The sequence below is a fragment of the Xanthomonas sp. NCPPB 4467 genome, from assembly GCF_041475665.2.
In the GTDB taxonomy this organism is placed as follows: Bacteria; Pseudomonadota; Gammaproteobacteria; order Xanthomonadales; family Xanthomonadaceae; genus Xanthomonas; species Xanthomonas dyei.
Map to the genome: position 1 here is coordinate 4762993 of NZ_CM191260.1, position 20728 is coordinate 4783720.

The following is a 20728-nucleotide window of genomic DNA, read 5'->3' on the forward strand; positions in this document are numbered from 1 at the left end:
ACGGCGACGCAAACGCGCGACAAATCAAACGGACGTGTTTTCCACCGCCCGGATATCGCCGCGAAACGCCAGCGCGTCCTGCCCCGTTGACGCTGCGTCGCCCTGCTGCTTGAGCAGTTGCTTGCGCGCCGCCACCACTTCCTTGGCCAATGCAATCCGGCGGCCCACCACCATTTCGGTCAACCAGTCGATCAGCGCGCGGGTGTATTCCTGCTGATGCTCCTTGACGCTCAACGCATGGTCGGCGCCTGCAATCACGCGCGTGGTCAGCGAACGCGCGTTGACGAAGGCATCGGCATAGTTGCGCAGCACCGGATGCGGCACGATGACGTCGTTCTCGGCTTCGACCAGCAATACATCGCCGGTATATGCAGCACAGGCCGCCAGCGCGATGTTGTCGTCGGGTGTCAGGGCACGTTGGCGGTACGCGGTCAGATCCGGATCGGCGTTGAGGCTGACCTTGGGCTGGTCCCAATGCGCGTCCTTGTACAGCGCGGGCGAGCGCAACGCCAACCACTCCACCGGGCGCTCGCGCGTCAGCAGCGCCGACAGGTAGCCGCCATAACTCAAGCCGACCACGGCGATCGACTGTTGATCCACATACGGAAGGCCCGCCAGCTGGTCGTAGGCGGCGATGATGTCCTGCAGGTTCTGCGCGCGGGTGACGGTCTGCCGCATCGAGGCATGGCCCTCGTGACCGCGCAGATCGAAGGTCATGCAGATGCAGCCCAGGCCCACCGCCTCGCGTGCGCGCAGCAGGTTGTGATGCTGGCTGCCGCCCCAGCCATGGACGAACAGCACCGCCGGAATGCCGGTGGGCGTGAGCAAGGTACCGTTGAGCGCGTCGTGATCGACCGCAATGTCGATGCTGGAAAGTTTGGCTTCCATCAGTCGGTTGAGATCCTTCGGTATTTGTAGCGCGGACCGGCGCCGGGCTGGGTTGCACGGTAATACACCTGCGCATCGGCCGGTGGTTCGCCCTCGTAGAGTTCGTGCGTGGATGCGTGCACCCAGTGCAGGCCGGCCTGCTGCTGGAAACAGGCGATCGCCGCCAGCTCGGCCGGCGTCGCACCACCAATCCGCCAGGATTGCTCCAGCACACCGCAGACAGACCCGGCATGCGCATCTTCGCCGCTGACCACATCGTAGTTGCGCCGCGAAATGTACAGGCCGGCAATGGCATTCGTGATGCAGCGATCGTAGCGGCATGCTTGTTCCACCACGCGCCGCTGCAACGGCGGCAATGCGGTGGCCAGCAGCGCTTCCAGCGAGCCGCGATGCACGTGCAGCGACGATCCACCGTAGACCGCATCGCCTTGTGCATTGCGCACGCTGCATTGCGTGCCGTAATAGGCGATCTGGATACCGGCCACGCACAGCTCGCCCACGCTATGCGTCACCGGCTGCAAGACGTCGCGCTCGAGCACAGCGCCGTGGGTGTGCAGGTAATCCTCCGGCAACGTGTCCAACGCCCGCACCAGCCCGGCGGTGTCGGCAATACGCCATTGCCCATTGCCACCCACGCCGGTGGGCAGCTTCAGACGCACCCCACCGGCGGTCAGCAACAGGTCCAGCGCATGCAGCGCATCGTCCCGGGAAAACACCGTGTAGCCAGGCAAGGTGGCCGGCACCAGCGCGATCGCCAGTGCCTGATTCCAGCCGTCGATACGCGCCGCCGTCTCGCCAATCAACGGGTGGCCGATGACCTTGGTGGCGACGAATGCAAGCGGCACGATGCCACCCAGCAAGCCGCTCGCATCTTCAATGCCCAATGCCCGCGCCTGTTCGATGGTCAAGGTGTCGTCGGGAACATGCAAGGTGCGGCACCCGATGCCCTCATCGATCAGCGCGACATCGCCCAGCCCGCCATTGCGCGCGCCCAGCAGGCGTGCAATTTCGCTGCACACCCAGGCATGCGTGGCACGCTCGTGTCCATCGGAAGACACCGCGCGCGTGATGTGCCCACGCACCAACCCGTATGGCGGATCCGCCATTACATCCCCTTGCGGCAAGGCCGCACCCCGGCGCCGGCTCGTTACCGCCGAGCGGCGCAATGCGATGTTGCAGGTGCGCGTCTGCGCTTATTTCAGGGCCAGATAGAGACCCACCACGATCAGCACCACCACGATCAAGCTGATGACCATGCGCCCACCACGCAGCTCCAACAAGGCATGCCACCACACCCGTGCCTCTGGTGTGCCGCTGGCATGGTGCGGTTTACGACGACTGCTTTCGCTCTCCTGCATCCTGTCTGCTCTCTCCATTACGTCGTGACATACATTAAGGATCAGACGTTACACAGGTGTGGAGCGGTTCAGAATCTTCCGTAAAATGCGGCATTGCACGCAGAATTTTTTCACAAGCAACGCAGGCGCATCGAGGGAGTGGCCACGGTAGCGACTGACACAGGACACCTTGCTGCGCGGCGACCGGTCGATCGCAGGCGATCGCTCAGTGCAGCACGTTTGCGTGTCAGCAGAAGCTCAAGGTCGCGCCGCAGCGTGTGCATGCAACGCGTGTAGAGACGCAAAAACAAGCTGACTAATTAAGCGTTGTGCCGCGCAACTGCAGGCAATGGTCGCGTTCGATGATCATTCGTTGACATACCTGCAGTTACTCTGCACGTCAAGTTTGTTTAACCCCGGAACGCCCAAAGTCATGAGCAGAGACCCATCCGTCATCGATGTACAAGCCGAAATCGCGCATTGGCAGGCGCGGCATGCCCAAGGAAATCTGGGCGCAGGCAAGTTCAGCGAATTGTCCCCGGTGGTGAAAATGGCCTGCGATATCTATCTGCAGGCACCGCGTTCGAGCGACCAAGAACGTCTGCGTCTGTTTCGCGACCGCCTTGAGCATCACTTCATTTCGTCCAACACGCAGTCCAACTACGAACAGCTGGCAACCGACTGCTGGCAGCGCCTGGGTGCACACAACAGCTGAGCACGCCCGTCGTACGCAAGACCTGTTACTCATTGGAGATCGTCATGAAAACCCCGTATCAAGTGCAGCAGGAGCTGGAACGATTGGAGCGGTTGGTACCGCACATCATCAGCGACCAGGGCGACCGCGCGGAGGAAATCCTTGGCTTCCATGTGGCCAGCCTGCTGGGCAGCGCGCCGATCAGCGAGCACGCCATGATTCGCGAGCGTACAACGCGCATGGCACGCCAGTGCCGCACCGCGCAGGACGCGATCCGCACACCGATCAGACCGCTGGGCATCGCGCCGGTTGCCCAGCCGCAGTGGGCTTGATCAAGGTAGTAACCGCAGTACCGGAGCCGCGCAGCAGCTCCTTTGCATTTCATCGCCGGCAGTGCCGACCCACCCCCGAGACCTTCATGAAATCCACTTTTGTTGCTGCATCGTTGCTGGCCATGCTGACCCTTACCGCCTGCGATCGCCCCGGTGGCGATGCATCGCGCACTGCACCGGCAGTGTCGCCGGAACCGACTGCCGCGCCGGTGAGCGGCAGCGGAGCCACCGAGCTGGCCAAGGGCGATGGCGGCGCGCTGGGCGTGCTGGCCGCGATCGATGAGAACGAGATTGCGCTGGCCACGCAAGCCATCGAACAAGACCTGGGCGGCGCCACCAGCGAGTTCGCACAGCAGATGTTGCACGACCACGAAGCCAACCTCGAGAAGACCAAGGCGCTGGGCGCGAAAGACAGCCCGCGTGCGGATGCGATGCGCGCCAAGGGCAAGGCCGCCGTGGAAGCCTTGTCCAAGACGCTCACCCTGCCCGACGGCAAGGATGCGTACCGCAATGCCTTCATGCGCAACATGGTCATGGACCACGGCGACACCATCAAGATCATCGACGCCGAACTGCTGCCCGCCGCAGAGAGCGCGCCGGTCAAGCAGCACCTGGAAGAGACCCGTCGCGTGGTGTCGGCGCACTTCGAACGGGCCCACGCGGTATCGTCGTCGAAGTAAGCGCCCCACCGCTGCATCACGCAAACGCGCTGGCCTGTCCGGCGCGTTTGCGTTTGGCGGGAGCAGTGCATCGAGCGCGCTGCATCGCTGCTGCATCGCCGTGCTCGCCACGCCAGGCGCGACTGCATGCACCCGCATGGACCCCGCCGTCGCGATCCATCTGCACCAAGACATCGGCTACAGCATCGGCAAGGTCGCCGGCGCTGCGCGCGCCGGCTTCACTCCGCTTCGGTCCGCCGTGGCCTATGGTGCCGCATCGACTCGGCCCAGGAGCCTCCCATGCGTTTGCTCATCACCGGCGGCACCGGCTTCATCGGCCAGGCCTTGTGCCCCGCGCTGCTGCACGCCGGCCATCAGGTCAGCGTGCTCACGCGCGACACCCGCCGCGCCAGCCGTACCCTGCCCGGCGTGACCGCCGTCGACACGCTGGACGGGATGCAGGCCGATGCGGTCATCAACCTGGCCGGCGAACCGCTGGCGGCCGGCCGCTGGACCGAGGCCCGCAAACAACGTTTTCGCGATTCGCGGCTGGGCATCACCCGCCAACTGCACGACTGGATTGCGCAACAGCCCGCCGAGCAGCGGCCGTCGGTGCTGATCTCCGGCTCGGCGGTGGGCTATTACGGCGAGCGCGGCGACACCGCCTTGACCGAAGCAGATCCTGCGGGCGATGACTTTTCGGCCGTGCTGTGCCGCGACTGGGAAGCGGAAGCCGCCCGCATCGGCACGCTTGGCCCTCGCGTGAGCTGGGTGCGCACCGGCATCGTGCTGGACCGCGATGGCGGCGCGCTGGCACGCATGCTGCCGGCATTTCAGCTGGGCGGTGGCGGGCCCTTCGGCAACGGCCGGCACTGGATGAGCTGGATCCACCGCGCCGACATGGTGGCGCTGCTGGTCTGGCTGCTGCAGCACGGCCAGCCCGGCGCCTACAACGCCACCGCGCCCAACCCGGTCAGCAATACCGAGTTCGCGCGCACCCTGGCCAAGGTGCTGCACCGCCCGGCGCTGCTGGCGCTGCCGGCCGGGCTGCTGCGGCTGGGCTTCGGCGAAATGGCCGACCTGCTGCTGATCAGCCAGCGCGTGCTGCCGCAGCGCGCGCTCGATGCCGGATTCCGCTTCCAGTACACGCAACTGGAGCCGGCGCTGCGCGCGATCCTGCAGCGCTGAGGTGCCCGGCGGGCCAGGCGCCCCGGGCGTCCGGGCCGCCCATCGGGTATGCAACCGCGCCGGACGGGGCATGCACTAATATTTCCCTAACGCGCATCTTCGACAGTGCTGCGGATCTCGGATTGCCCGATGCCCAGCGGACCCCATATGCACCTGCTCCTTGTCGAAGACGACACCATGCTGGCCAATGCCATCTGCGACGGCGTACGCCAGCAGAGCTGGACCATCGACCATGTCTGCAGCGCCAACGCGGCCAAGACTGCGCTGGTGGATCACCGCTACACCGCGGTACTGCTGGACATCGGCCTGCCCGGCGAATCCGGGCTGACGGTGATCCGCTTCCTGCGCAGCCACTACGACGCCACCCCGGTGATTGCGCTGACCGCGCGCGGCCAGCTCACCGACCGCATTCGCGGGCTGGATGCCGGCGCCGACGATTACCTGGTCAAACCTTTCCAGTTCGATGAGCTGATGGCACGGCTGCGCGCGATCACCCGCCGCAGCCAGGGGCGCGTGGTGCCGGTCCTCAGCCAGGGCGATGTCTGCGTGGATCCGAGCAGCCGCAAGGTCACCCGCGCCGGCACCTGGGTGGCGTTGAGCGCACATGAATATCGCTTGTTGCTGGCATTGATGGAGCGTGCCGGGCGCGTGGTCACCAAGGACCAGCTGGAAGAAGGCGTGTATGGCGGCCCGTCGGAAGGTGGCAGCAACATGATTGCGGTGTATGTGCATCAGTTGCGGCGCAAGCTGGGCGACGAGCTGATTTCCACCGTCTACGGCCAGGGCTATATGGTCGGCAAGGCACCCGAATGAAGTCCTTGCAGGCGCGCATGCTGGCGGCGTTGGCGGCCATCGTTCTGCTGAGCTGGTCGACGTCGCTATGGATTCTGATTGCACTGGTCACCCAGGGCCATCACAGCGTGGTCGAGCAGGAACTCAACCTGCTCGGCGACCGCCTGGTCAGCGCGCTGCCCGATACGCTGGAACGGCGCTTCGACACGGCCAACGATGCCATCGCCGCCCCGGGGGTTGCCGCCGCTACGGGCACCCTCTCCTCGCGCATGAGCCTCAACCAGACGCTGACCGCCGTAGTGCTGAACACCTTGCAGCTGGCAATCCTGGGCGTGCTGGTGTGGTGGGCGGTACGCACCTCGCTCGGTCCGCTGCGCGCGGTGTCGCTCGCCATCGCGCAGCGCACCGGCCTGGACACCGAACCGGTGCCGTTGGAGCGGGTGCCGGATGAAATCCGCCCGTTGATCGCCTCGTTCAACACCTTGCTGGCGCGCGTGGAAAAAGCCGTACAGGCCGAGCGCGACTTCGTTGCCGATGCCGCACACGAACTGCGCACGCCACTGTCGGCGCTGCATGCGTATGCAGAGGTCGCCCTGCGTGCGCCCACGCTGGAGGCAAAGGACGCGGCGCTGCATCAGTTGCTGGAGACCGCACGCCGCAGCAACCGCCTGGCCGAGCAATTGCTGGATCTGGCGCGACTCGACGCCGGCATCAGTTCGGCCGCCTATCACCAGGTCGACATGGGCGAACTGATTTCGCATGTGCTCGACGAGTTCAGCGTGCAGGCCGACGCGCGTCAGATCAATCTGCAAGTGGAAGCATCGCCGTGTCTGTTGCGTTGCGATGTGGATGCAGTGGGCATCCTGATCCGCAATCTGGTCGACAACGCCATCCGCTACGGGCGTAGCCGCGGTACAGTGGAGGTGAGTTGCGGCTACTGCCTGCGTGCCGACGTGCTGCACCCCTTCGTCCAGGTGAGCGACGACGGCCCGGGTGTACCAGAGGCTGCGCATACGTCTATTTTCGAGCGCTTTTATCGTGTGCCCGGTAGCGAAGTGCAGGGCAGCGGGATCGGGCTGTCCTTGGTCGCCGGCATTGCGCGCCTGCATGGCGCAACGATCGAGACCTGCGAAGGCAGCGAAGGGCGCGGCCTGTGCGTGCGCGTGGTGTTTGCCGGCAATAGCGCGCCGACGGCCAAGAGCAGCTGACAATATCTGGCGAGCGGCCACCACGCGCCTACGGCCGGCGCATGAGGGCAGCTAACAAACGTAGCAAGCAGTCGTCAGGTGGGTGTAGACGGCGCGCTCAGAATCGGAGCGGACGCGTGGTACATATCGCGCCGAGCACCGGCCGCACCCGCACGGCGGTGAGCGCAGTCGTTTCGTTCGCTGCGCTAAAACCGGGATGGACGCGCTTGGCACCTGCCGATTCCGTGCGCAAGATGATCGGAATCGAACCAGCCAAACAGCAAGCTTGGACGCAGCACACAACGTCATCGCCGGTTGTAGGCGATGCGCACGAGGTGGTTTGTGGGTCGCGCTAGAGGTCAAGCGCGATGTTGACGACGTGCTATTCGCTTCCAATAACTTTCTAAAGCTGCCTGCCTAGAGTGCACTCACCGCACGCATCCAGGATGCATGGTGATGATTCGCTCCACCCGCCCCACCCCACGCGCTCCAACCGTGCTATCGCACTTGGCTATGCAAAACGCCGCCAACGACAGCGTGATCGCGTCTACCACTGCGTTGGTACCGGCAGCAGAATTTCGCTGCGGCCGCACCGGCACGCGTAACCGCGACATCTGGTGCGCATTGCCTGACATCCGCAGCGCACGCCAGACACATCGCCTGCAACGCTGGGCCACGCGCGGCGTGTTGCTCACGGCCGCGGCTGCGCTGTTGGCGCTGGCGCTGATGCGTCTTCTGCTGCGTTGAAGATTTGCGCGCTTGCTCTTTCCCACAACCGTTTCGTTTCTTACAGGCCCCTGTCATGCCCGTCCGTTTCGTCGCCCGTTGCTGCACGCTTGCCGTTATCGGCATCACCCTGATCGGCTGCGCCAGCACCGGCCCCATGCCGTATCGCCAGTTGCCGTCGTCCAGTTACTTGCGCCCGCATGATGGCAGCCGCGGCGACCGCATGCCGTACGCGTATCACAGCGATGTGGATTGGACGCACTACCGCGCAGCCATCATCGAGCCGGTCGCCATTTACCGCGGACCGGATGCGCAGTTCGAGAACGTGCCAGAGCAGGACAAACGCATGCTGGCCGACGTCATGCAGCAGGAGTTCGGCAACGCCATTGCGCGGCGCTGGCGCCCGACGACGTCGGCTGATCGCGAGACCTTGCGCGTCCGCATCACCCTGACCGGCGCCAAGCCCAGCAAGCGCGTGTTGGGCACCATCATGAAGGTGGACATAGGCGGCGGTTCGTACAACGCGGTACAGGCCGCACGCGGCAAGCAGGGCGCATTTTCCGGCTCGGTCAGCTATGCGGTGGAGATCTTCGATGCGCAAAGCGATCGCCTGCTCGCCGCGTATGTCGAGAAGCAATATCCCAGCGCAATGAACATCAAGGCCAGCCTGGGCGCGTATGACGCGGCGAAGGCGGGAATTCGCAAGGGCGCCGAGCAGCTGGTTGACGGGATCGAGTAGGTGCTAGACGAAGCCTAGGCACGTCCTTTCTCCCATCGGGAGAAAGTGCCCCACAGGGGCGGATGAGGGTGCGTGCATAGCCTCGTGCAGTTGGAGCAGCGCAAACGCATGAAAAAGGCCGACGCTGTACGGCAGCGTCGGCCTCTCTCGATACGTTTCAACGTCTACGTACTTCTCAACGTGCGGCGCACATCTGCGCCTCCAGCACGAGCGGCGCCACGCAATGCGCCCTCAACCGTCAGCGTGTGACGCGCTTGACGGCCTTTTTGCCCACCGCCTTGCGGGCAGCAGTGGTCTTGGCCACGGCGCGCGTTGCAGGCGTCTTGGTGACCTTGGCCGCCTTCTTCAACGCAGTCTTGGTCACGGCCTTTTTCAGCGGGACCTTCTTCACTGCAGCTTGTTTGGTCGCGGCCTGCTTGGCGGCCGGCGCTTTCTTGGCGATGCCTTTGGCGACCGACTTCTTGAGCGACGCCGATTTGGCCGCGGCTTTCTTCGCGGCCGTGCGCGCGCTCACCGTTGCCACGGCGGTCTTGCGCGCCGCGCTCTTGGCGGCGGTCTTGCGCGCCGCGCTCTTGGCGGCGGTCTTGGCGCTCAGTGCGGCGGCTTCGGCCTTGGCGTTGGCCTTGGCGGTTTCCAGCTTCTGCTTGGTGTTGGCCTTGGTATCGGAGATCTTTTTCTTGGCCGCGGCGCTGGTGCTGCTCAACTTCTGCTTGGCTGCGTCCTTGGTCGCCGTCAGTTTGTGCTTGGCCGCATCCTTGGTGGAGAGCAGCTTCTGCTTGGCAGCATCCTTGGTGGCGGTCAGCTTGTCTTTTGCAGCGTCCTTGGTCGCGGTCAATGAGCGCTTGGTCTTGGCCACGCTGCGCTTGACCGCAGTCGCCGCCTCGCCCGCCTTGGCAACCACGTTCTTCTCCGCCTTGACCACCGCCTTGCGGGCCTTGGCAACGCGCGTCTTGACCTCTGCCACGGCCACGCCTGCGGCTTCCTGCACATTGGTCACCGCCTCGCTGGTGGTGCTGGCGATGGTATCGGTCAGTTCAGTTGCGGTGCTCTTGACGCTATCGACGGCGTCAGACAGGGTTGCGGTTACACCATTGCCGTTGCTCATAGACCCTCCTTAAGGGCATCAGTGCGGTAAACGCGGGCGATGCGCGACGGCATGCATCTGCTGAACAGGCATCGGAACAAGCGGACGCTACGCCCGGCTCGGCGGGCTGTCAACGCAATGGTGGCAAGGGATGCGCGACTCTTTCACCGGCAGTTAAATTGCTGGCTGGCACTCTCGTTCAGCTTGATTTACGCAGCCAGACACCCTATTCCTCTTCCCACCGCGTAACCCGGAATCCGTTCCATGCGACCGCTTCCCACCTTGCTGACGCTCTCCCTGGCCGCCGCCTTCGGCGGTTTTGCTGCCACCGGCATCAACGCGTGGCTGGACAACCGCGCCGAAGCCACGCCAGCCGGCGCCACCAACTTCACCCTGCCGGCTGCTGCCGCGTTACCGTCTGCGGTTGCCGGGCAACCGGTGCCCTCGCTGGCGCCGATGCTGCAGCAGGCGATGCCGGCGGTGGTGAGCGTCAACACCAAGCAGGTGGTGCGCGTGCGCAACCCGTTCTTCAACGACCCGATCCTGCGCCGGTTGTTCCCGGAGATTCCGCAGGACCGCATCAACGAATCGCTGGGCTCGGGCGTCATCATCGATGCGCAAAAAGGCTATGTGCTGACCAACCATCACGTCATCGAAAATGCCGACGACGTGCAGGTGACGCTCGGCGACGGGCGCACGGTCAAGGCCGACTTCATCGGGTCCGATGCCGACACCGACATCGCGCTGATCCGCATCAAGGCCGACAAGCTCACCGACATCAAGCTGGCCGACAGCAACGCCTTGCGCGTGGGCGACTTTGTGGTGGCGATCGGCAACCCGTTCGGCTTCACCCAGACCGTCACCTCCGGCATCGTGTCGGCGGTGGGGCGTAGCGGTATTCGCGGCTTGGGCTACCAGAACTTCATCCAGACCGATGCTTCGATCAACCCCGGCAATTCCGGCGGTGCGCTGGTCAACCTGCAAGGCCAGCTGGTGGGCATCAACACCGCCAGCTTCAATCCGCAGGGCAGCATGGCCGGCAATATCGGCCTGGGTCTGGCGATTCCCTCCAACCTCGCGCGCAACGTGGTCGAGCAACTGGTAACCAAGGGCGTGGTGGTGCGCGGCACGCTCGGCCTGGAAACCCAGAACCTCACCCAGCAGATGCTGCAGGGCCTGGGTGTGGACTCGCTGCGCGGTGCGCTGGTGACGCGCGTGTTGCCAGGCTCGGCGGCGGCGGCGGCCGGCGTGCAACCGGGCGACGTGGTGGTGGCTGCCAACGATCAACGCGTGGACAGCGCCGAGGCGCTGCACAACTACGAAGGCCTGCAGGCGGTTGGCAGTGCGGTGACGCTGGACATCCGTCGCGACGGCAAGCCGCTCAAGCTCAAGGCCACCTTGAAGGAACAGGACCGCGCAGTCACCGGCGACATGCTGGACCCACGGCTGGGCGGCGCCACCTTTGCGGACCTGCCCGAGTCGCTGCGTCAGTCCGGCATTACCGGCGTCATGGTCAGCGAGGTCAAACGCGGCGGACGCGCGGCGGCCAATGGCCTGGTGTCCGGCGATGTGATCGTGGCCAGCAGCGTGGGCGAGTTCGCGGATCTGGCCAGCTGGCGCGCCAATTTCCAACGCAAACCGCAACAGCTGGTGGTGCGCATCCTGCGCGGCAACGCGCAGTACGATGCGCTGATGCGTTGACGCGCCGTGCACTGCACGCTGTTCCCACTAACGCCTCCTACACCCCCCCGATGCTATTGCTACTGCACGACCGCACGTGAGTGGCGGCTGCCCTCAATCACCGAAGGAGATATCGCATGAGCCCCACCAACACCGATCAGCTGAAGGAAAACCTGAGCGAAGCCGGCACCCACCTGAAGTCGGCCGCCAGCGCCGCCGGTGAAGCCGTCAAGGGCGCCACCAGCGCTGCGGGCGACGAGCTCAAGCTCGGTCGTGCCAACGTCAAGGCCGAACTGTCAGACACCGCACTGGCCGGCATGGCGGCTGCGGAATTTGGCGGCGCCGCTGCCAAGGAACAGATGGACGTGCTGGTTGCCAAGGGCAACGACCTGCTCGACAGCGCCACCGACCTGATCCGCGAGCGTCCGCTTGCCGCATTCGGCGTTGCGTTTGCCGCCGGCTGGGTCATCGCCAAGCTTGCGCGTAGCAACGATAACTAAGTCGTGAGCGATCAGGCTTCTACAGCTGCCGGTTCCGGCGCGCCTGAGGCGCATCCGGAGACACCGGGACTGGACGAAAGCGTACGTGCGGTCGGCGCTGCCGGCCGTGCAACGCTGGGCTCGGCTCACGAGACCAGTCGCGCATTGCGCCGGCTGGTCTCGGCCGACCTGAGGCTGGCACGCAGTGCATTCGGGCGTGGCCTGGCGTGGGCATGCGTGGCCGTCGTGTTCGGCGCGTCGTCATGGTTGTTGCTGGCCGGCGCCATCATCGCCTTGCTGCAGCGCGCCGGGTTGTCGTGGTTTCAAGCGATGTTTTTTACAGCGTTGGCCAGTCTGCTGATCACCGGTATCGCGGCATGGCGGGTGTTCTTCTACTTCGATCACACCGGCATGAATGCAACGCGGCGTCAGTTGGTCAAGTTGGGCATCTTCGACGATTCCAGCGATGACGACACCGCCGCAGCGCCTGCCAGTGGAGGCAACTCATGAAGTTCGGCAGCTTGCGTCAGCGCGTGGAACGCGCCGAAGTGTTGGTGGAAGGGCGCGCGCAGGAGACGCGCACGCACTGGGGCGAACTGCGCCAGACCTGGCGTGCGGGCTGGTCGCCGGCACGCATCATGATGATCGGCTTCGGGCTGGGCTTTGTGACCGGCCGCAACGAACCGCAGGCCGCGCTGGGCAGTATCGCCGGCAAGCTGGGCGGCATTCCCAAGATGTTGCAGATGATCAGCACGATCTCTGCGTTGTTTACGGCGCACCGCGCGCAGGAAGCCTCCGAGCAGGCCGAGCGTGCAGCTGACAATGCCGAAGAAGTGGCGGCCGAACCGACTGTCACCGTGGTGCAGGTGCCCACCGAGCGTGCCGCCTGATAGTTGCAGCTGTATGTGGCGCTAATGCGCCGCTGTTTGTCATGGTCGAGACCGCCAGCCACCTGTCCTTGCACTGACACCGCACGCACAGGCTCTGTGCGCGCCGTTGACGTATTGTGCCGATAATGGCCCACCGCTGGCAGCACGCCAGTTTGCTGTCAGGGCGCGCATGTCTATCTCCGTTGAGTCTTTGGATGCTGCCATTCCGGCAGATCCGCTTCCGCCGCCTCCGGCACCGCGTCCGCGCGCACCAGCTTCGTTGGTGGTGCTGGCAACACTTGCTGTCGGTTACACCTTATGGGCGGCGCAGACGATCATCCTGCCGGTCATGCTGGCGGCATTCTTCGCACTGATCGGCAACCCCATCCTGCGCGGACTGCGCAAGCTGTACATCCCGCGCTTTCTCGGCGCTTTGCTGGTGCTCTGCCTGGGCCTGGCCGGCACCGTCACGTTGGCGGCGCAATTGGCCGGCCCTGCCGCCGAATGGGTGCAGCAGGCGCCGCGCCAGATGCGCCAGATCGCGCGCGATGTGCGCGATTTCACCAAGCCGGTGATGCAGGCCAACCAGGCTGCGGAGAACTTTGCGCGTGCCGCCGGTGGCGAAGGCCAACGCGGTGTGCAGATCGTGCGCACGCAAATGGACGACCCGTACAAGGCGCTGGTGCGCACACCCAAGCTGGCTGCCTCGGTACTGGCCGTGGTGCTGCTGACGTTCTTTTTCATGGTCTATGGCGAAAGCCTGCAACGGCACGCGATTGCGTTGTTGCCCAATCGACAGCAACAACGCTTCACCACCGAGATCATGCTGGACATCGAGCGCGAGGTCTCGCGGTATGTGCTCACCATCAGCGTGATCAATACGCTGGTCGGGCTGGTTTTTGCAGGCATTTTGTACGTGCTGCAGATTCCGCTGCCCGAGGCCCTGCTCTGGGGCACAGTGGTGGCGCTGCTGAATTTTGCGCCGTATGTGGGCCCGCTAATCGGTGTGATGCTGATGCTGTTGATGGGCTTTGTGGAATTCCACACCCCATTGTCAGCGATGCTGCCGGCGATCCTGTATCTGGCGCTGCATACCATCGAAGGCCAGGTGGTCACTCCGATCGTGCTGGGCCGGCGCATGGCGATCTCGCCATTGATGCTGATCCTGGCGCTGATGCTGTTCGGCTGGCTGTGGGGCATGGTGGGCCTGCTGCTCGCGGTGCCGCTGCTGGTGTGCATCAAGATGGTGCTGAGCCGGGTCGAAGGCATGCAGCGCTGGGCCAGGCTGCTTGAGTAGCCGGGAATCGGGAATCGCGAGAGCCGAGGCGCCGCTGTATCCATTGTCGATTCCCGACTCCCCATTCCCGGCATTACAATCTCGCGATGAGCTTCCACATCAGCGCCATCACTCTCGACCTCGACGACACGTTGTGGCCCTTCGCGCCGATCGGTGCGCGCATCGATCAGGTGCTGTACGACTGGATGCGCGAGCACAGCCCGGTCACCGCCGAGCGGTTCCCGGTGGAGGCGATGCGCGAGCTGCGTGAGCGCAGCTTTGCCGACAATCCGCAGCTGCATCACGACCTCAGTGCGCTACGCCGGTTGACGCTGGAAATGGCCTTGCGCGAGAGCGGCGGCGATCTGGCGCTGGTGGAACCTGCCTACGAAGTGTTCTATGCCGCGCGCAACCAGGTGGAATGCTATCCGGATGCGCTGGACGCGCTGGCACGCATCGCCGCGCATGTGCCGGTGGCCGCGCTCAGCAATGGCAATGCCGATCTGCAGCGCATCGGGCTGATGCACCACTTCGCGTTTCAGCTGGGCGCGCGCGAACACGGCAGCGCCAAGCCGGAGGCGAGCATCTTTCTGGCTGCATGCGCGCGTCTGGACGTGCCGCCCGCACAGGTGCTGCATGTAGGCGACCACGTGCGAATGGACGTGCTGGGCGCGCTGGATGCCGGCCTGCGTGCATGCTGGATCAATCGCGACGGCGCGGAGTGGTCGCATCCGACCCAGCAGCCAGACCTGGAGTTCGACAGCATGACCGGGCTGGCCGACTGGCTGGACGCGCAGCAACCGCACCCGGGCGCCGCGCGCGACGGCATCTGCATTCCCGCCTGAGTTCAACCGACGGCGCACACCGCCATTGAAGGATGTCCATGTCGCACCTCACCGGTTTTACCGATCCCGCCGCCGCCGCGTTGCCGCTGTATGTGCTCGACCGCGAGGGCTTTGCGCGCTGGTGCGCCGAGCAGCCCACGCGAGTGTTGTCCTGGGCGCAGGCGCAGCGCTTCGATGCCGCCCCCGGTAGCGTGTTGTTGCTGCCCGGCGAGCAAGGCCTGGCCGGTGCGATCGTGGGCGTGGGCGACCGCGCCGATGCGTATGCCTACGCGCACGCACCGATGGCGCTGCCGCCGGCCAGCCGCTGGACGCTGGCCAACAGCCTGAGCGATGCCGAACTGGCGTTGCTGCATCTGGGCTGGGGGTTGGGCGCCTATCGCTTCGCGCGGTATCGCAAGGTGCCGCGTGCGCCGGCCGAGTTGGCGGCCGCGCCCTCGGCGGCCACGCGCGCCCTGATCGCGGCGTGCCTGCAGGTACGCGACTGGGTCAATACGCCGACCGAAGACATGGGCCCGCAGCAGCTGGAAGATGCCACCCGCGCAGTGGCGCAGGCGCATGGCGCGCAGGTCGAGGCGATCGTGGGCGATGGGTTGCTGGCGCAGAACTTCCCCACCATCCATGCGGTCGGCCGCGCCTCGCATCGCGCGCCGCGGCTGATCCAGCTGCAATGGGGCGATGCCGCGCATCCGCATCTGGTGCTGGTCGGCAAAGGCGTGTGCTTCGACACCGGCGGGCTGGATCTCAAGCCGGCCGATGGCATGCGCAACATGAAAAAGGACATGGGCGGCGCGGCGCATGCGCTGGCGCTGGCCGGGCTGGTCATGGCGCAGCAGTTGCCGGTGCGGCTGACGCTGTTGATCGCTGCGGTGGAAAACGCGGTCGGCCCGGATGCGTTCCGCCCGGGCGAGGTCATCACCACGCGCGCCGGGGTCACGGTGGAAGTGGACAACACCGATGCCGAAGGCCGCCTGGTGCTGTGCGATGCGCTCAGTTATGCCACCGAACAACGCCCGGACCTGATCCTGGATTTCGCCACCCTCACCGGTGCCGCGCGCATCGCGCTGGGCCCGGATCTGCCGGCCTTGTTCGCCAACGACGATGCGTTGGCGCAGGCCTGGATCAGCGCCGGCGAGCAGACCCGCGACCCGGTCTGGCGCATGCCGCTGTGGCGCCCCTACCTGCGCTATCTCAACAGCCACGTGGCCGACATGGCCAACGCCGGCTCGCGCATGGCCGGTGCGGTCACCGCCGCGCTGTATCTGGAGCGCTTCGTGGCGCCGGGGCAGCAGTGGGCGCACCTGGACGTCTACGCCTGGAACGACAGCGACCGCCCCGGCCGCCCCGCTGGCGGCGAAGCCCTGGCGCTGCGCTCGGCGTTTGCGATGCTGCAGGGGCGTTACGGCGGCTGAGTTAGCCGACCAGGCAACACGCGCCTGCGATCACCGCGCGCCTCACCTCGCGCCGGTCATCCCTTATTGCGCAACAACGGCGCGATCGTGCGCATACGTGTCTGCGTGGCCGGGCCGACCAGCGCAAACGCGGTCTCGCCTTCGGCCCAGTACTGCGCCAGTAGACGGCCATCGCGACGCTCGCCGGTGGGCATCGGCCCGCTGCGCGGACGCAGATACAGGCCGATCCGCGCGCCGTCGGCATCGCTGTAGAGCAGTATCGCTGCCGCGCCTTCCGGTGTGGAAAGCAGCTGCCCGCCGCGCAGCGTATAGCCCTGCGCGCGCAGATCCGGCACCACACCGGCGCTGCCGAAATGCGTGCGTAACCACGGCTCCAACTCCGCACGGCGCTGCACATCCAACGCAACGCCTTGATGCGCGTCGGCGTCGGCAAACAGGCGATACGCGGCCACGGCATCGGCCATCGGCACGCGCTGGCTGGCGAGCCGGCTCTCGCGCAATTGCCAGCCCAGGCCGGTGCCCAGGCCAAGCGCCAGCACGCAACTGGCGGCAATGGCGGACATGGCCCGGCGGCGTTGCTGCAGGCCACGGCGTATCGCTGCAGGCGTCAGCGTCACCGTGGCCATCTCCGGTTCCAGGCCGGCGTAGGCGGCGCGCAGCGCTTCGGCGTCGCGTTTCCAGCCGGCCACGCGCGCGGCCTGCGCGGGATGCGTCTGCAACCAGGCTGCCACCGCTGCACGCTGCTCCGGCGCCAGGCGGCCATCGACATAGGCGTGCAATGCGTGTTCGTCAGGCGGCGGTGTGCTGGTCATTTCAGGATCCTCAAGGCAGGTGCGTGGTTCACGTGACCTTCGTTCAAGGCGCGCAGGCGTTCGCGCGCACGCGACAGCCGCGACATCACCGTGCCGATCGGGATGCCGAGGGTGTCGGCCACCTCGCGGTAGCTGAAACCCTCCACGCTGACCAGCAGCAGCAAGGCGCGCTGTTGCGGCGGCAACAACGCCAGGCTGGCCAGCATGGCGCGGCCGTCGTGCACCTGCTCGGCCGATGCGGACTGGCTGGGCTGCTGCGGTGCGAACAGGCCCACCACGCGCTGCCAGCGCGCGGCGCGACGCTGCCCGTCCAGAAACTGCCGGTACAGGATGGCGAACAGCCACGGCTGCAGCGCCTCGGCGCTGTGGCGGGTGCGCCAACGCCGCAGCGCACGTTCCAGCGTGGCCTGCACCAGGTCGTCGGCGCTGGCGGGCTCGCCGCTCAGCGAGTGCGCAAAGCGACGCAGCGCCGGCAGCACGGCACGCAGTTGGTCATCGTCCAGAGCATCCATTGGCAGGTTCGGCGGTGGCATCACACGTTAGACGCGCTGGAGCGTGGACTATTCCCACGATTGATGCGCGTGCCGCACCGCCCTGGGCGACGACGGGAATAAGTCGGCCTGCCCGTCGTCTCACTGCATCGACCACTCACCGCACCGACCACTGGAGCCAGCCATGACCTTGCCACCTCCTTCCCCACCGCCACAGCAGAGACACGTTCGCGTGGCGCCGTTGCTGGGCATCGCCGCGATTGCCGGTGGCATCGCCATCGCGTTTGCCTGGACAGCCGGCTGGATTGGCAGCGACCGGCTCACCGCCGCGCGCATGACCGATACCATCGAATCCAGCGGGCCGCCGCATCCGGGCTTTCGCCGCGCGCATAGCAAGGGCGTGTGCGTGAGCGGGCAGTTCCAATCCAGCGGCAAGGCGACCTGGGTGTCGTCGGCGCGCATCTTCAGCCAGGCCAGCACGCCGGTGCTGGGGCGCATGTCGATCGGCGGTGGCGACCCGCACGGTGCCGATGGTGCGGCGCGCGTGCGCAGCATGGCGCTGCTGTTGCGCAGCGACGACGGCCAGGAATGGCGCACCGCAATGAACAGCTTTCCGTTCTTCGTGGTGGCCACGCCTGCCGGCTTCCAGGCCTTGAATGTGGCCTCCAAGCCGGACCCGGCCACCGGCAAACCGGACCCGGAAAAACTGGCCGCCTTCGGCAAGCAATATCCGGAGGCCGCAAAGTTTCAGCAGTGGGCCAAGACCGCGCCGTGGTCGGACAGTTGGGCCAATACGCAGTACAACGGCGTCAACACGTTCCGCGCGATCGCCGCCGATGGACGCGAACGCTACATCCGTTGGTCGATGCGCCCGCATACGCCGTTCAAGGAATTGAGCGCCGAACAGCGCAAACAGGCCGATGGCGATTTTTTGGCCACCGACCTGGACACGCGCCTGGCGCAGGGGCCGCTGCGTTGGGACATGGTGCTGACCGTGGCCGAGCCGGGCGACCCGGTGGATGACCCCTCGCAGCCCTGGCCAGCCAGTCGTAAACAGATCGTGGCCGGCACGCTGTCGCTGGACCGCGCGCAACCGCAAGCCACCGGCCCATGCCGCGATCTGAATTACGACCCGCTGATCCTGCCCAAGGGCATCGCGGCTTCCAACGATCCGATTCTGGCGGCACGCTCCTCGGTGTATTCGCAATCGTTCAACCGCCGCGAGCACGAGATCGCCAACGGCACGGGCAACGCCGCTACCGGCCAGGGAGCACATCAATGAGCCGCCACACCCACTTCAACCTGCCCGCGCGCGTGCTGCACTGGCTGATGGCCGCGATGATCCTGACCATGCTGTTTGTCGGCGTGGGTATGGTGGCCTCGGTGACGCAGCGGCCGTGGTTGATCGATCTGCATCGCCCACTGGGTATCGCGATCCTGATCCTGGCGGTGCTGCGCCTGATCAACCGCCTGCGCCATCGGCCGCCGGCCTTGCCTGCGGATCTGCCTGCCTGGCAGAAAGCCGCCGCGATCGCCTCGCATTGGCTGTTGTATGCCTTGATGCTGGGCATGCCGCTGATCGGCTGGGCGATGCTCTCGGCCGGCGGCTACCCGATCGTGCTGTGGCCCGGCGCGAACTTGCCGGCGATCGTCCCGCACGACCCAGCGCTGTACGCGTGGCTACGCAGTGCGCATGGCTGGTTGGCGTATCTGTTGTTCGCCACGGTTCTTGTTCATCTGAGCGCAGCGCTGTTCCATGCATGGGTGCGCCGCGACGGCGTGTTTTCCAGCATGGCGCGCGGGGAGCAATAGCACTGCATCAACATCAACATCACCAACAGCAATCAGAAGCGCTCGCGGCTGCCTGGCAAGGACGACTAGACAGAAACACCCAGCAAATGCATCAACTCACTGCCGAGTTCGCTAAATAGCTATACTCGGCGCGTTGCACGCCTTCGACGGCACCATGTTTGAATAGCACGGAAGCATGTCATGCTGAAAACTCTTTTTGTTTTACTTACAGGCTTCTGGCCCAGCATCTTGGCGACCCTGCTAGTCATGGCAAACGCGCCCAAGGACGGGCATTCGGACTATTGGATCGGCGCTCCCTGGTTGGTGCTTTTCTCGTTTCCATTCTCATTTTTCAGCCTGATCTTCAGCGTTGCAACTGTCACCAAATACGCATTTGGCAAGGGCGATAAGGATGAGCGGATAAAAGCCGCAAGCATGTGGTTCTGGTGTTCGAATGGCGTTCTTCTACTGGTAGGAATAGCTTTTATGAACGGAGCTTTTAGCTAGTCCTCTACGGAGGCTGCTTCGATGCCCTTGCCCGTCGCTGCCCAATAAATGCCGCCGTACAGATGCTCCAGATAGCGCGGATCGTTGTAGGCCTCGGCCAGATGGCCCAAGGCGGTGGCGAAGACGCGGCCACCTTCGAAGTGGTGGTACCACGCCACCGGGTGCTGTTTGCCCATGCCCTTGGCGACCTGGCCCGGCCAGATCAGCGTGGGGTCGTAGCTGGTTTCATCCACCGTGAGTAGCGTGACCAGATCGTCGCTGTAGGGCGGGTCGTATTCGTACCATTCGTCGCTCCACACCCAGCGCTTGGGCAGGCCGGCGGTAGCGGGGAAGTTTGCGTCCACCACATCGACCATCGCCGTTTGCATATACGGGTGGGTGCGGAACGAGCGGCCGATCAGATGGTCGTACCACTCCCACTCGCCGCGCTTGATCGCAAACGCCTTGTGCACCGCGACCACGCCACCGCCGTTGCGCACGTACTTTTGGAAGTTGGCGCGCTGGGCCGGATCCAGATCCGTGGCCGGAGTATTGAGCAGCACGATGGCGGCGTATTGCGAGAGGTCCCCATCGAAGGCCTTGGCATTCCACGCCCACACCAGCTCGACATACTGCTTGCGTGCCATCGCTTCGAACTGCGGCTTGGCCACCGGGATGTAATCGTGGTGATACTGGTTGGGAATGGCCGCCACCAGAATCTTGAATTGCTCGGCCGATGCATTGAATGCGCAGATCAGCAGCAAGCCCAACAGCCACACAGATTTCATGCAGTTACTCGCGATGACGACGATCGCTGCGCAGTGTACCTGCGCGGCGACGGCATGCCTTCGCACGCAGTTGGAATAGCTGTTGATCTTTCCGCAGCGCATGACCGATGCAAACCGTCGCGTATCGAAGCGATTGCAAAGCACGCACGACGTGCAACGTCGCAGTGCGCTTGCTT

General features: G+C 65.2%; 25 protein-coding genes and 1 other RNA gene. 18 read left to right on the forward strand and 8 right to left on the reverse strand.

Features of this window, described 5'->3' with window-relative positions; translation table 11 throughout:
- Positions 1–24: 24 nt before the first annotated feature.
- The 3 genes from ACCQ06_RS20900 to ACCQ06_RS20910 all read right to left on the reverse strand — a co-directional run bounded on the left by ACCQ06_RS20900 (position 25) and on the right by ACCQ06_RS20910 (position 2246).
- Positions 25–888: an alpha/beta hydrolase family protein gene (locus ACCQ06_RS20900; protein ID WP_316689002.1), complete on the reverse strand. Its 864-nt coding sequence runs from the start codon at positions 886–888 to the stop codon at positions 25–27.
- On the reverse strand, positions 888–1994 hold the full coding sequence (locus ACCQ06_RS20905; RefSeq protein WP_228323251.1) for a DUF3182 family protein: 1107 nt from the start codon (positions 1992–1994) through the stop codon (positions 888–890). The genes ACCQ06_RS20900 and ACCQ06_RS20905 overlap by 1 nt, the downstream gene beginning before the upstream one ends.
- Before the next feature lie 87 nt (positions 1995–2081).
- Complete coding sequence (locus ACCQ06_RS20910) at positions 2082–2246, reverse strand: hypothetical protein (protein ID WP_170068544.1); 165 nt, start codon at positions 2244–2246, stop codon at positions 2082–2084.
- Positions 2247–2658: 412 nt separating this feature from the next.
- Between ACCQ06_RS20910 and ACCQ06_RS20915 the strand changes: the two genes are divergently transcribed.
- From ACCQ06_RS20915 to ACCQ06_RS20940, 6 genes are all read left to right on the forward strand, one after another.
- Positions 2659–2940 carry a hypothetical protein gene (locus ACCQ06_RS20915; protein ID WP_104614839.1) on the forward strand — a complete coding sequence of 94 codons (282 nt, stop codon included), beginning with the start codon at positions 2659–2661 and terminating at the stop codon, positions 2938–2940.
- A 44-nt stretch (positions 2941–2984) separates the two neighbouring features.
- The gene (locus tag ACCQ06_RS20920) at positions 2985–3251 is read left to right on the forward strand and encodes a hypothetical protein (protein WP_228323252.1); all 267 of its coding nucleotides are present in this window, start codon (positions 2985–2987) and stop codon (positions 3249–3251) included.
- An 86-nt stretch (positions 3252–3337) separates the two neighbouring features.
- Complete coding sequence (locus tag ACCQ06_RS20925) at positions 3338–3931, forward strand: DUF4142 domain-containing protein (RefSeq protein WP_316689006.1); 594 nt, start codon at positions 3338–3340, stop codon at positions 3929–3931.
- A 279-nt stretch (positions 3932–4210) separates the two neighbouring features.
- A complete protein-coding gene (locus tag ACCQ06_RS20930; RefSeq protein ID WP_104614836.1) occupies positions 4211–5098 on the forward strand; it encodes a TIGR01777 family oxidoreductase in 888 nt (295 codons plus the stop codon).
- A 147-nt stretch (positions 5099–5245) separates the two neighbouring features.
- On the forward strand, positions 5246–5911 hold the full coding sequence (locus ACCQ06_RS20935) for a response regulator transcription factor (protein ID WP_104614835.1): 666 nt from the start codon (positions 5246–5248) through the stop codon (positions 5909–5911).
- Positions 5908–7098, forward strand: coding sequence for an ATP-binding protein (locus ACCQ06_RS20940; RefSeq protein WP_316689008.1), 1191 nt, complete (start codon positions 5908–5910; stop codon positions 7096–7098). The genes ACCQ06_RS20935 and ACCQ06_RS20940 overlap by 4 nt, the downstream gene beginning before the upstream one ends.
- 49 nt (positions 7099–7147) lie before the next feature.
- On the opposite strand, the gene ACCQ06_RS20945 is transcribed toward ACCQ06_RS20940, so the two are convergent.
- A non-coding RNA gene (locus ACCQ06_RS20945) (sX9 sRNA) lies at positions 7148–7223 on the reverse strand.
- Positions 7224–7533: 310 nt separating this feature from the next.
- Here ACCQ06_RS20945 and ACCQ06_RS20950 point away from each other — a divergent pair.
- Both ACCQ06_RS20950 and ACCQ06_RS20955 read left to right on the forward strand, forming a co-directional pair.
- On the forward strand, positions 7534–7824 hold the full coding sequence (locus tag ACCQ06_RS20950) for a hypothetical protein (RefSeq protein ID WP_372364547.1): 291 nt from the start codon (positions 7534–7536) through the stop codon (positions 7822–7824).
- A 55-nt stretch (positions 7825–7879) separates the two neighbouring features.
- Positions 7880–8542, forward strand: coding sequence for a DUF3313 domain-containing protein (locus ACCQ06_RS20955; RefSeq protein WP_228323258.1), 663 nt, complete (start codon positions 7880–7882; stop codon positions 8540–8542).
- 238 nt (positions 8543–8780) lie between these two features.
- Here ACCQ06_RS20955 and ACCQ06_RS20960 read toward each other — a convergent pair whose 3' ends face one another.
- A complete protein-coding gene (locus ACCQ06_RS20960) occupies positions 8781–9647 on the reverse strand; it encodes a histidine biosynthesis protein HisIE (protein WP_316689010.1) in 867 nt (288 codons plus the stop codon).
- 243 nt (positions 9648–9890) lie between these two features.
- Here ACCQ06_RS20960 and ACCQ06_RS20965 point away from each other — a divergent pair, with 243 nt between their 5' ends.
- From ACCQ06_RS20965 to ACCQ06_RS20995, 7 genes are all read left to right on the forward strand, one after another.
- Complete coding sequence (locus tag ACCQ06_RS20965; protein WP_316689011.1) at positions 9891–11327, forward strand: Do family serine endopeptidase; 1437 nt, start codon at positions 9891–9893, stop codon at positions 11325–11327.
- Positions 11328–11443: 116 nt separating this feature from the next.
- Positions 11444–11806 (forward strand): hypothetical protein, encoded by a 363-nt coding sequence (locus tag ACCQ06_RS20970; RefSeq protein ID WP_046965216.1) that lies wholly within the window; start codon positions 11444–11446, stop codon positions 11804–11806.
- 3 nt (positions 11807–11809) lie between these two features.
- Entirely contained in the window at positions 11810–12295 is a 486-nt protein-coding gene (locus ACCQ06_RS20975; protein ID WP_104614830.1) for a hypothetical protein, read from the forward strand.
- The gene (locus ACCQ06_RS20980; RefSeq protein ID WP_104614829.1) at positions 12292–12675 is read left to right on the forward strand and encodes a hypothetical protein; all 384 of its coding nucleotides are present in this window, start codon (positions 12292–12294) and stop codon (positions 12673–12675) included. The genes ACCQ06_RS20975 and ACCQ06_RS20980 overlap by 4 nt, the downstream gene beginning before the upstream one ends.
- Before the next feature lie 169 nt (positions 12676–12844).
- On the forward strand, positions 12845–13951 hold the full coding sequence (locus tag ACCQ06_RS20985) for an AI-2E family transporter (protein ID WP_228323261.1): 1107 nt from the start codon (positions 12845–12847) through the stop codon (positions 13949–13951).
- A gap of 86 nt (positions 13952–14037) precedes the next feature.
- On the forward strand, positions 14038–14775 hold the full coding sequence (locus tag ACCQ06_RS20990; RefSeq protein ID WP_104614827.1) for an HAD family hydrolase: 738 nt from the start codon (positions 14038–14040) through the stop codon (positions 14773–14775).
- 38 nt (positions 14776–14813) lie between these two features.
- On the forward strand, positions 14814–16184 hold the full coding sequence (locus tag ACCQ06_RS20995) for a leucyl aminopeptidase family protein (protein WP_228323262.1): 1371 nt from the start codon (positions 14814–14816) through the stop codon (positions 16182–16184).
- Positions 16185–16240: 56 nt separating this feature from the next.
- Here the strand turns inward: ACCQ06_RS20995 and ACCQ06_RS21000 are convergent, their stop codons facing one another.
- On the reverse strand, positions 16241–16996 hold the full coding sequence (locus tag ACCQ06_RS21000; protein ID WP_104614826.1) for an anti-sigma factor family protein: 756 nt from the start codon (positions 16994–16996) through the stop codon (positions 16241–16243).
- Positions 16993–17508: an RNA polymerase sigma factor gene (locus ACCQ06_RS21005; RefSeq protein ID WP_228323263.1), complete on the reverse strand. Its 516-nt coding sequence runs from the start codon at positions 17506–17508 to the stop codon at positions 16993–16995. Before ACCQ06_RS21005 ends, ACCQ06_RS21000 begins: the two co-directional genes overlap by 4 nt.
- Before the next feature lie 163 nt (positions 17509–17671).
- On the opposite strand from ACCQ06_RS21005, the gene ACCQ06_RS21010 reads away from it, so the two are divergent.
- The 3 genes from ACCQ06_RS21010 (at position 17672) to ACCQ06_RS21020 (ending at position 19785) form a co-directional block, all read left to right on the forward strand.
- On the forward strand, positions 17672–18769 hold the full coding sequence (locus tag ACCQ06_RS21010) for a catalase family peroxidase (protein WP_228323264.1): 1098 nt from the start codon (positions 17672–17674) through the stop codon (positions 18767–18769).
- Complete coding sequence (locus tag ACCQ06_RS21015; protein ID WP_316689015.1) at positions 18766–19299, forward strand: cytochrome b; 534 nt, start codon at positions 18766–18768, stop codon at positions 19297–19299. Before ACCQ06_RS21010 ends, ACCQ06_RS21015 begins: the two co-directional genes overlap by 4 nt.
- Positions 19300–19479: 180 nt before the next feature.
- A complete protein-coding gene (locus ACCQ06_RS21020) occupies positions 19480–19785 on the forward strand; it encodes a hypothetical protein (protein ID WP_316689016.1) in 306 nt (101 codons plus the stop codon).
- Here the strand turns inward: ACCQ06_RS21020 and ACCQ06_RS21025 are convergent.
- Entirely contained in the window at positions 19782–20552 is a 771-nt protein-coding gene (locus ACCQ06_RS21025) for a ThuA domain-containing protein (protein ID WP_316689017.1), read from the reverse strand. The two genes, ACCQ06_RS21020 and ACCQ06_RS21025, sit on opposite strands and share 4 nt — an antisense overlap.
- Between the last annotated feature and the right edge of the window lie 176 nt (positions 20553–20728).

Coding starts and splice junctions, on each gene's coding strand:
- ACCQ06_RS20900 (WP_316689002.1), bottom strand. CDS start 888: ATGGAAGCCAAACTTTCCAGCATCGACATTGCGGTCGATCACGACGCG.
- ACCQ06_RS20905 (WP_228323251.1), bottom strand. CDS start 1,994: ATGGCGGATCCGCCATACGGGTTGGTGCGTGGGCACATCACGCGCGCG.
- ACCQ06_RS20910 (WP_170068544.1), bottom strand. CDS start 2,246: ATGCAGGAGAGCGAAAGCAGTCGTCGTAAACCGCACCATGCCAGCGGC.
- ACCQ06_RS20915 (WP_104614839.1), top strand. CDS start 2,659: ATGAGCAGAGACCCATCCGTCATCGATGTACAAGCCGAAATCGCGCAT.
- ACCQ06_RS20920 (WP_228323252.1), top strand. CDS start 2,985: ATGAAAACCCCGTATCAAGTGCAGCAGGAGCTGGAACGATTGGAGCGG.
- ACCQ06_RS20925 (WP_316689006.1), top strand. CDS start 3,338: ATGAAATCCACTTTTGTTGCTGCATCGTTGCTGGCCATGCTGACCCTT.
- ACCQ06_RS20930 (WP_104614836.1), top strand. CDS start 4,211: ATGCGTTTGCTCATCACCGGCGGCACCGGCTTCATCGGCCAGGCCTTG.
- ACCQ06_RS20935 (WP_104614835.1), top strand. CDS start 5,246: ATGCACCTGCTCCTTGTCGAAGACGACACCATGCTGGCCAATGCCATC.
- ACCQ06_RS20940 (WP_316689008.1), top strand. CDS start 5,908: ATGAAGTCCTTGCAGGCGCGCATGCTGGCGGCGTTGGCGGCCATCGTT.
- ACCQ06_RS20950 (WP_372364547.1), top strand. CDS start 7,534: ATGATTCGCTCCACCCGCCCCACCCCACGCGCTCCAACCGTGCTATCG.
- ACCQ06_RS20955 (WP_228323258.1), top strand. CDS start 7,880: ATGCCCGTCCGTTTCGTCGCCCGTTGCTGCACGCTTGCCGTTATCGGC.
- ACCQ06_RS20960 (WP_316689010.1), bottom strand. CDS start 9,647: ATGAGCAACGGCAATGGTGTAACCGCAACCCTGTCTGACGCCGTCGAT.
- ACCQ06_RS20965 (WP_316689011.1), top strand. CDS start 9,891: ATGCGACCGCTTCCCACCTTGCTGACGCTCTCCCTGGCCGCCGCCTTC.
- ACCQ06_RS20970 (WP_046965216.1), top strand. CDS start 11,444: ATGAGCCCCACCAACACCGATCAGCTGAAGGAAAACCTGAGCGAAGCC.
- ACCQ06_RS20980 (WP_104614829.1), top strand. CDS start 12,292: ATGAAGTTCGGCAGCTTGCGTCAGCGCGTGGAACGCGCCGAAGTGTTG.
- ACCQ06_RS20985 (WP_228323261.1), top strand. CDS start 12,845: ATGTCTATCTCCGTTGAGTCTTTGGATGCTGCCATTCCGGCAGATCCG.
- ACCQ06_RS20990 (WP_104614827.1), top strand. CDS start 14,038: ATGAGCTTCCACATCAGCGCCATCACTCTCGACCTCGACGACACGTTG.
- ACCQ06_RS20995 (WP_228323262.1), top strand. CDS start 14,814: ATGTCGCACCTCACCGGTTTTACCGATCCCGCCGCCGCCGCGTTGCCG.
- ACCQ06_RS21000 (WP_104614826.1), bottom strand. CDS start 16,996: ATGACCAGCACACCGCCGCCTGACGAACACGCATTGCACGCCTATGTC.
- ACCQ06_RS21005 (WP_228323263.1), bottom strand. CDS start 17,508: ATGGATGCTCTGGACGATGACCAACTGCGTGCCGTGCTGCCGGCGCTG.
- ACCQ06_RS21010 (WP_228323264.1), top strand. CDS start 17,672: ATGACCTTGCCACCTCCTTCCCCACCGCCACAGCAGAGACACGTTCGC.
- ACCQ06_RS21015 (WP_316689015.1), top strand. CDS start 18,766: ATGAGCCGCCACACCCACTTCAACCTGCCCGCGCGCGTGCTGCACTGG.
- ACCQ06_RS21020 (WP_316689016.1), top strand. CDS start 19,480: ATGCTGAAAACTCTTTTTGTTTTACTTACAGGCTTCTGGCCCAGCATC.
- ACCQ06_RS21025 (WP_316689017.1), bottom strand. CDS start 20,552: ATGAAATCTGTGTGGCTGTTGGGCTTGCTGCTGATCTGCGCATTCAAT.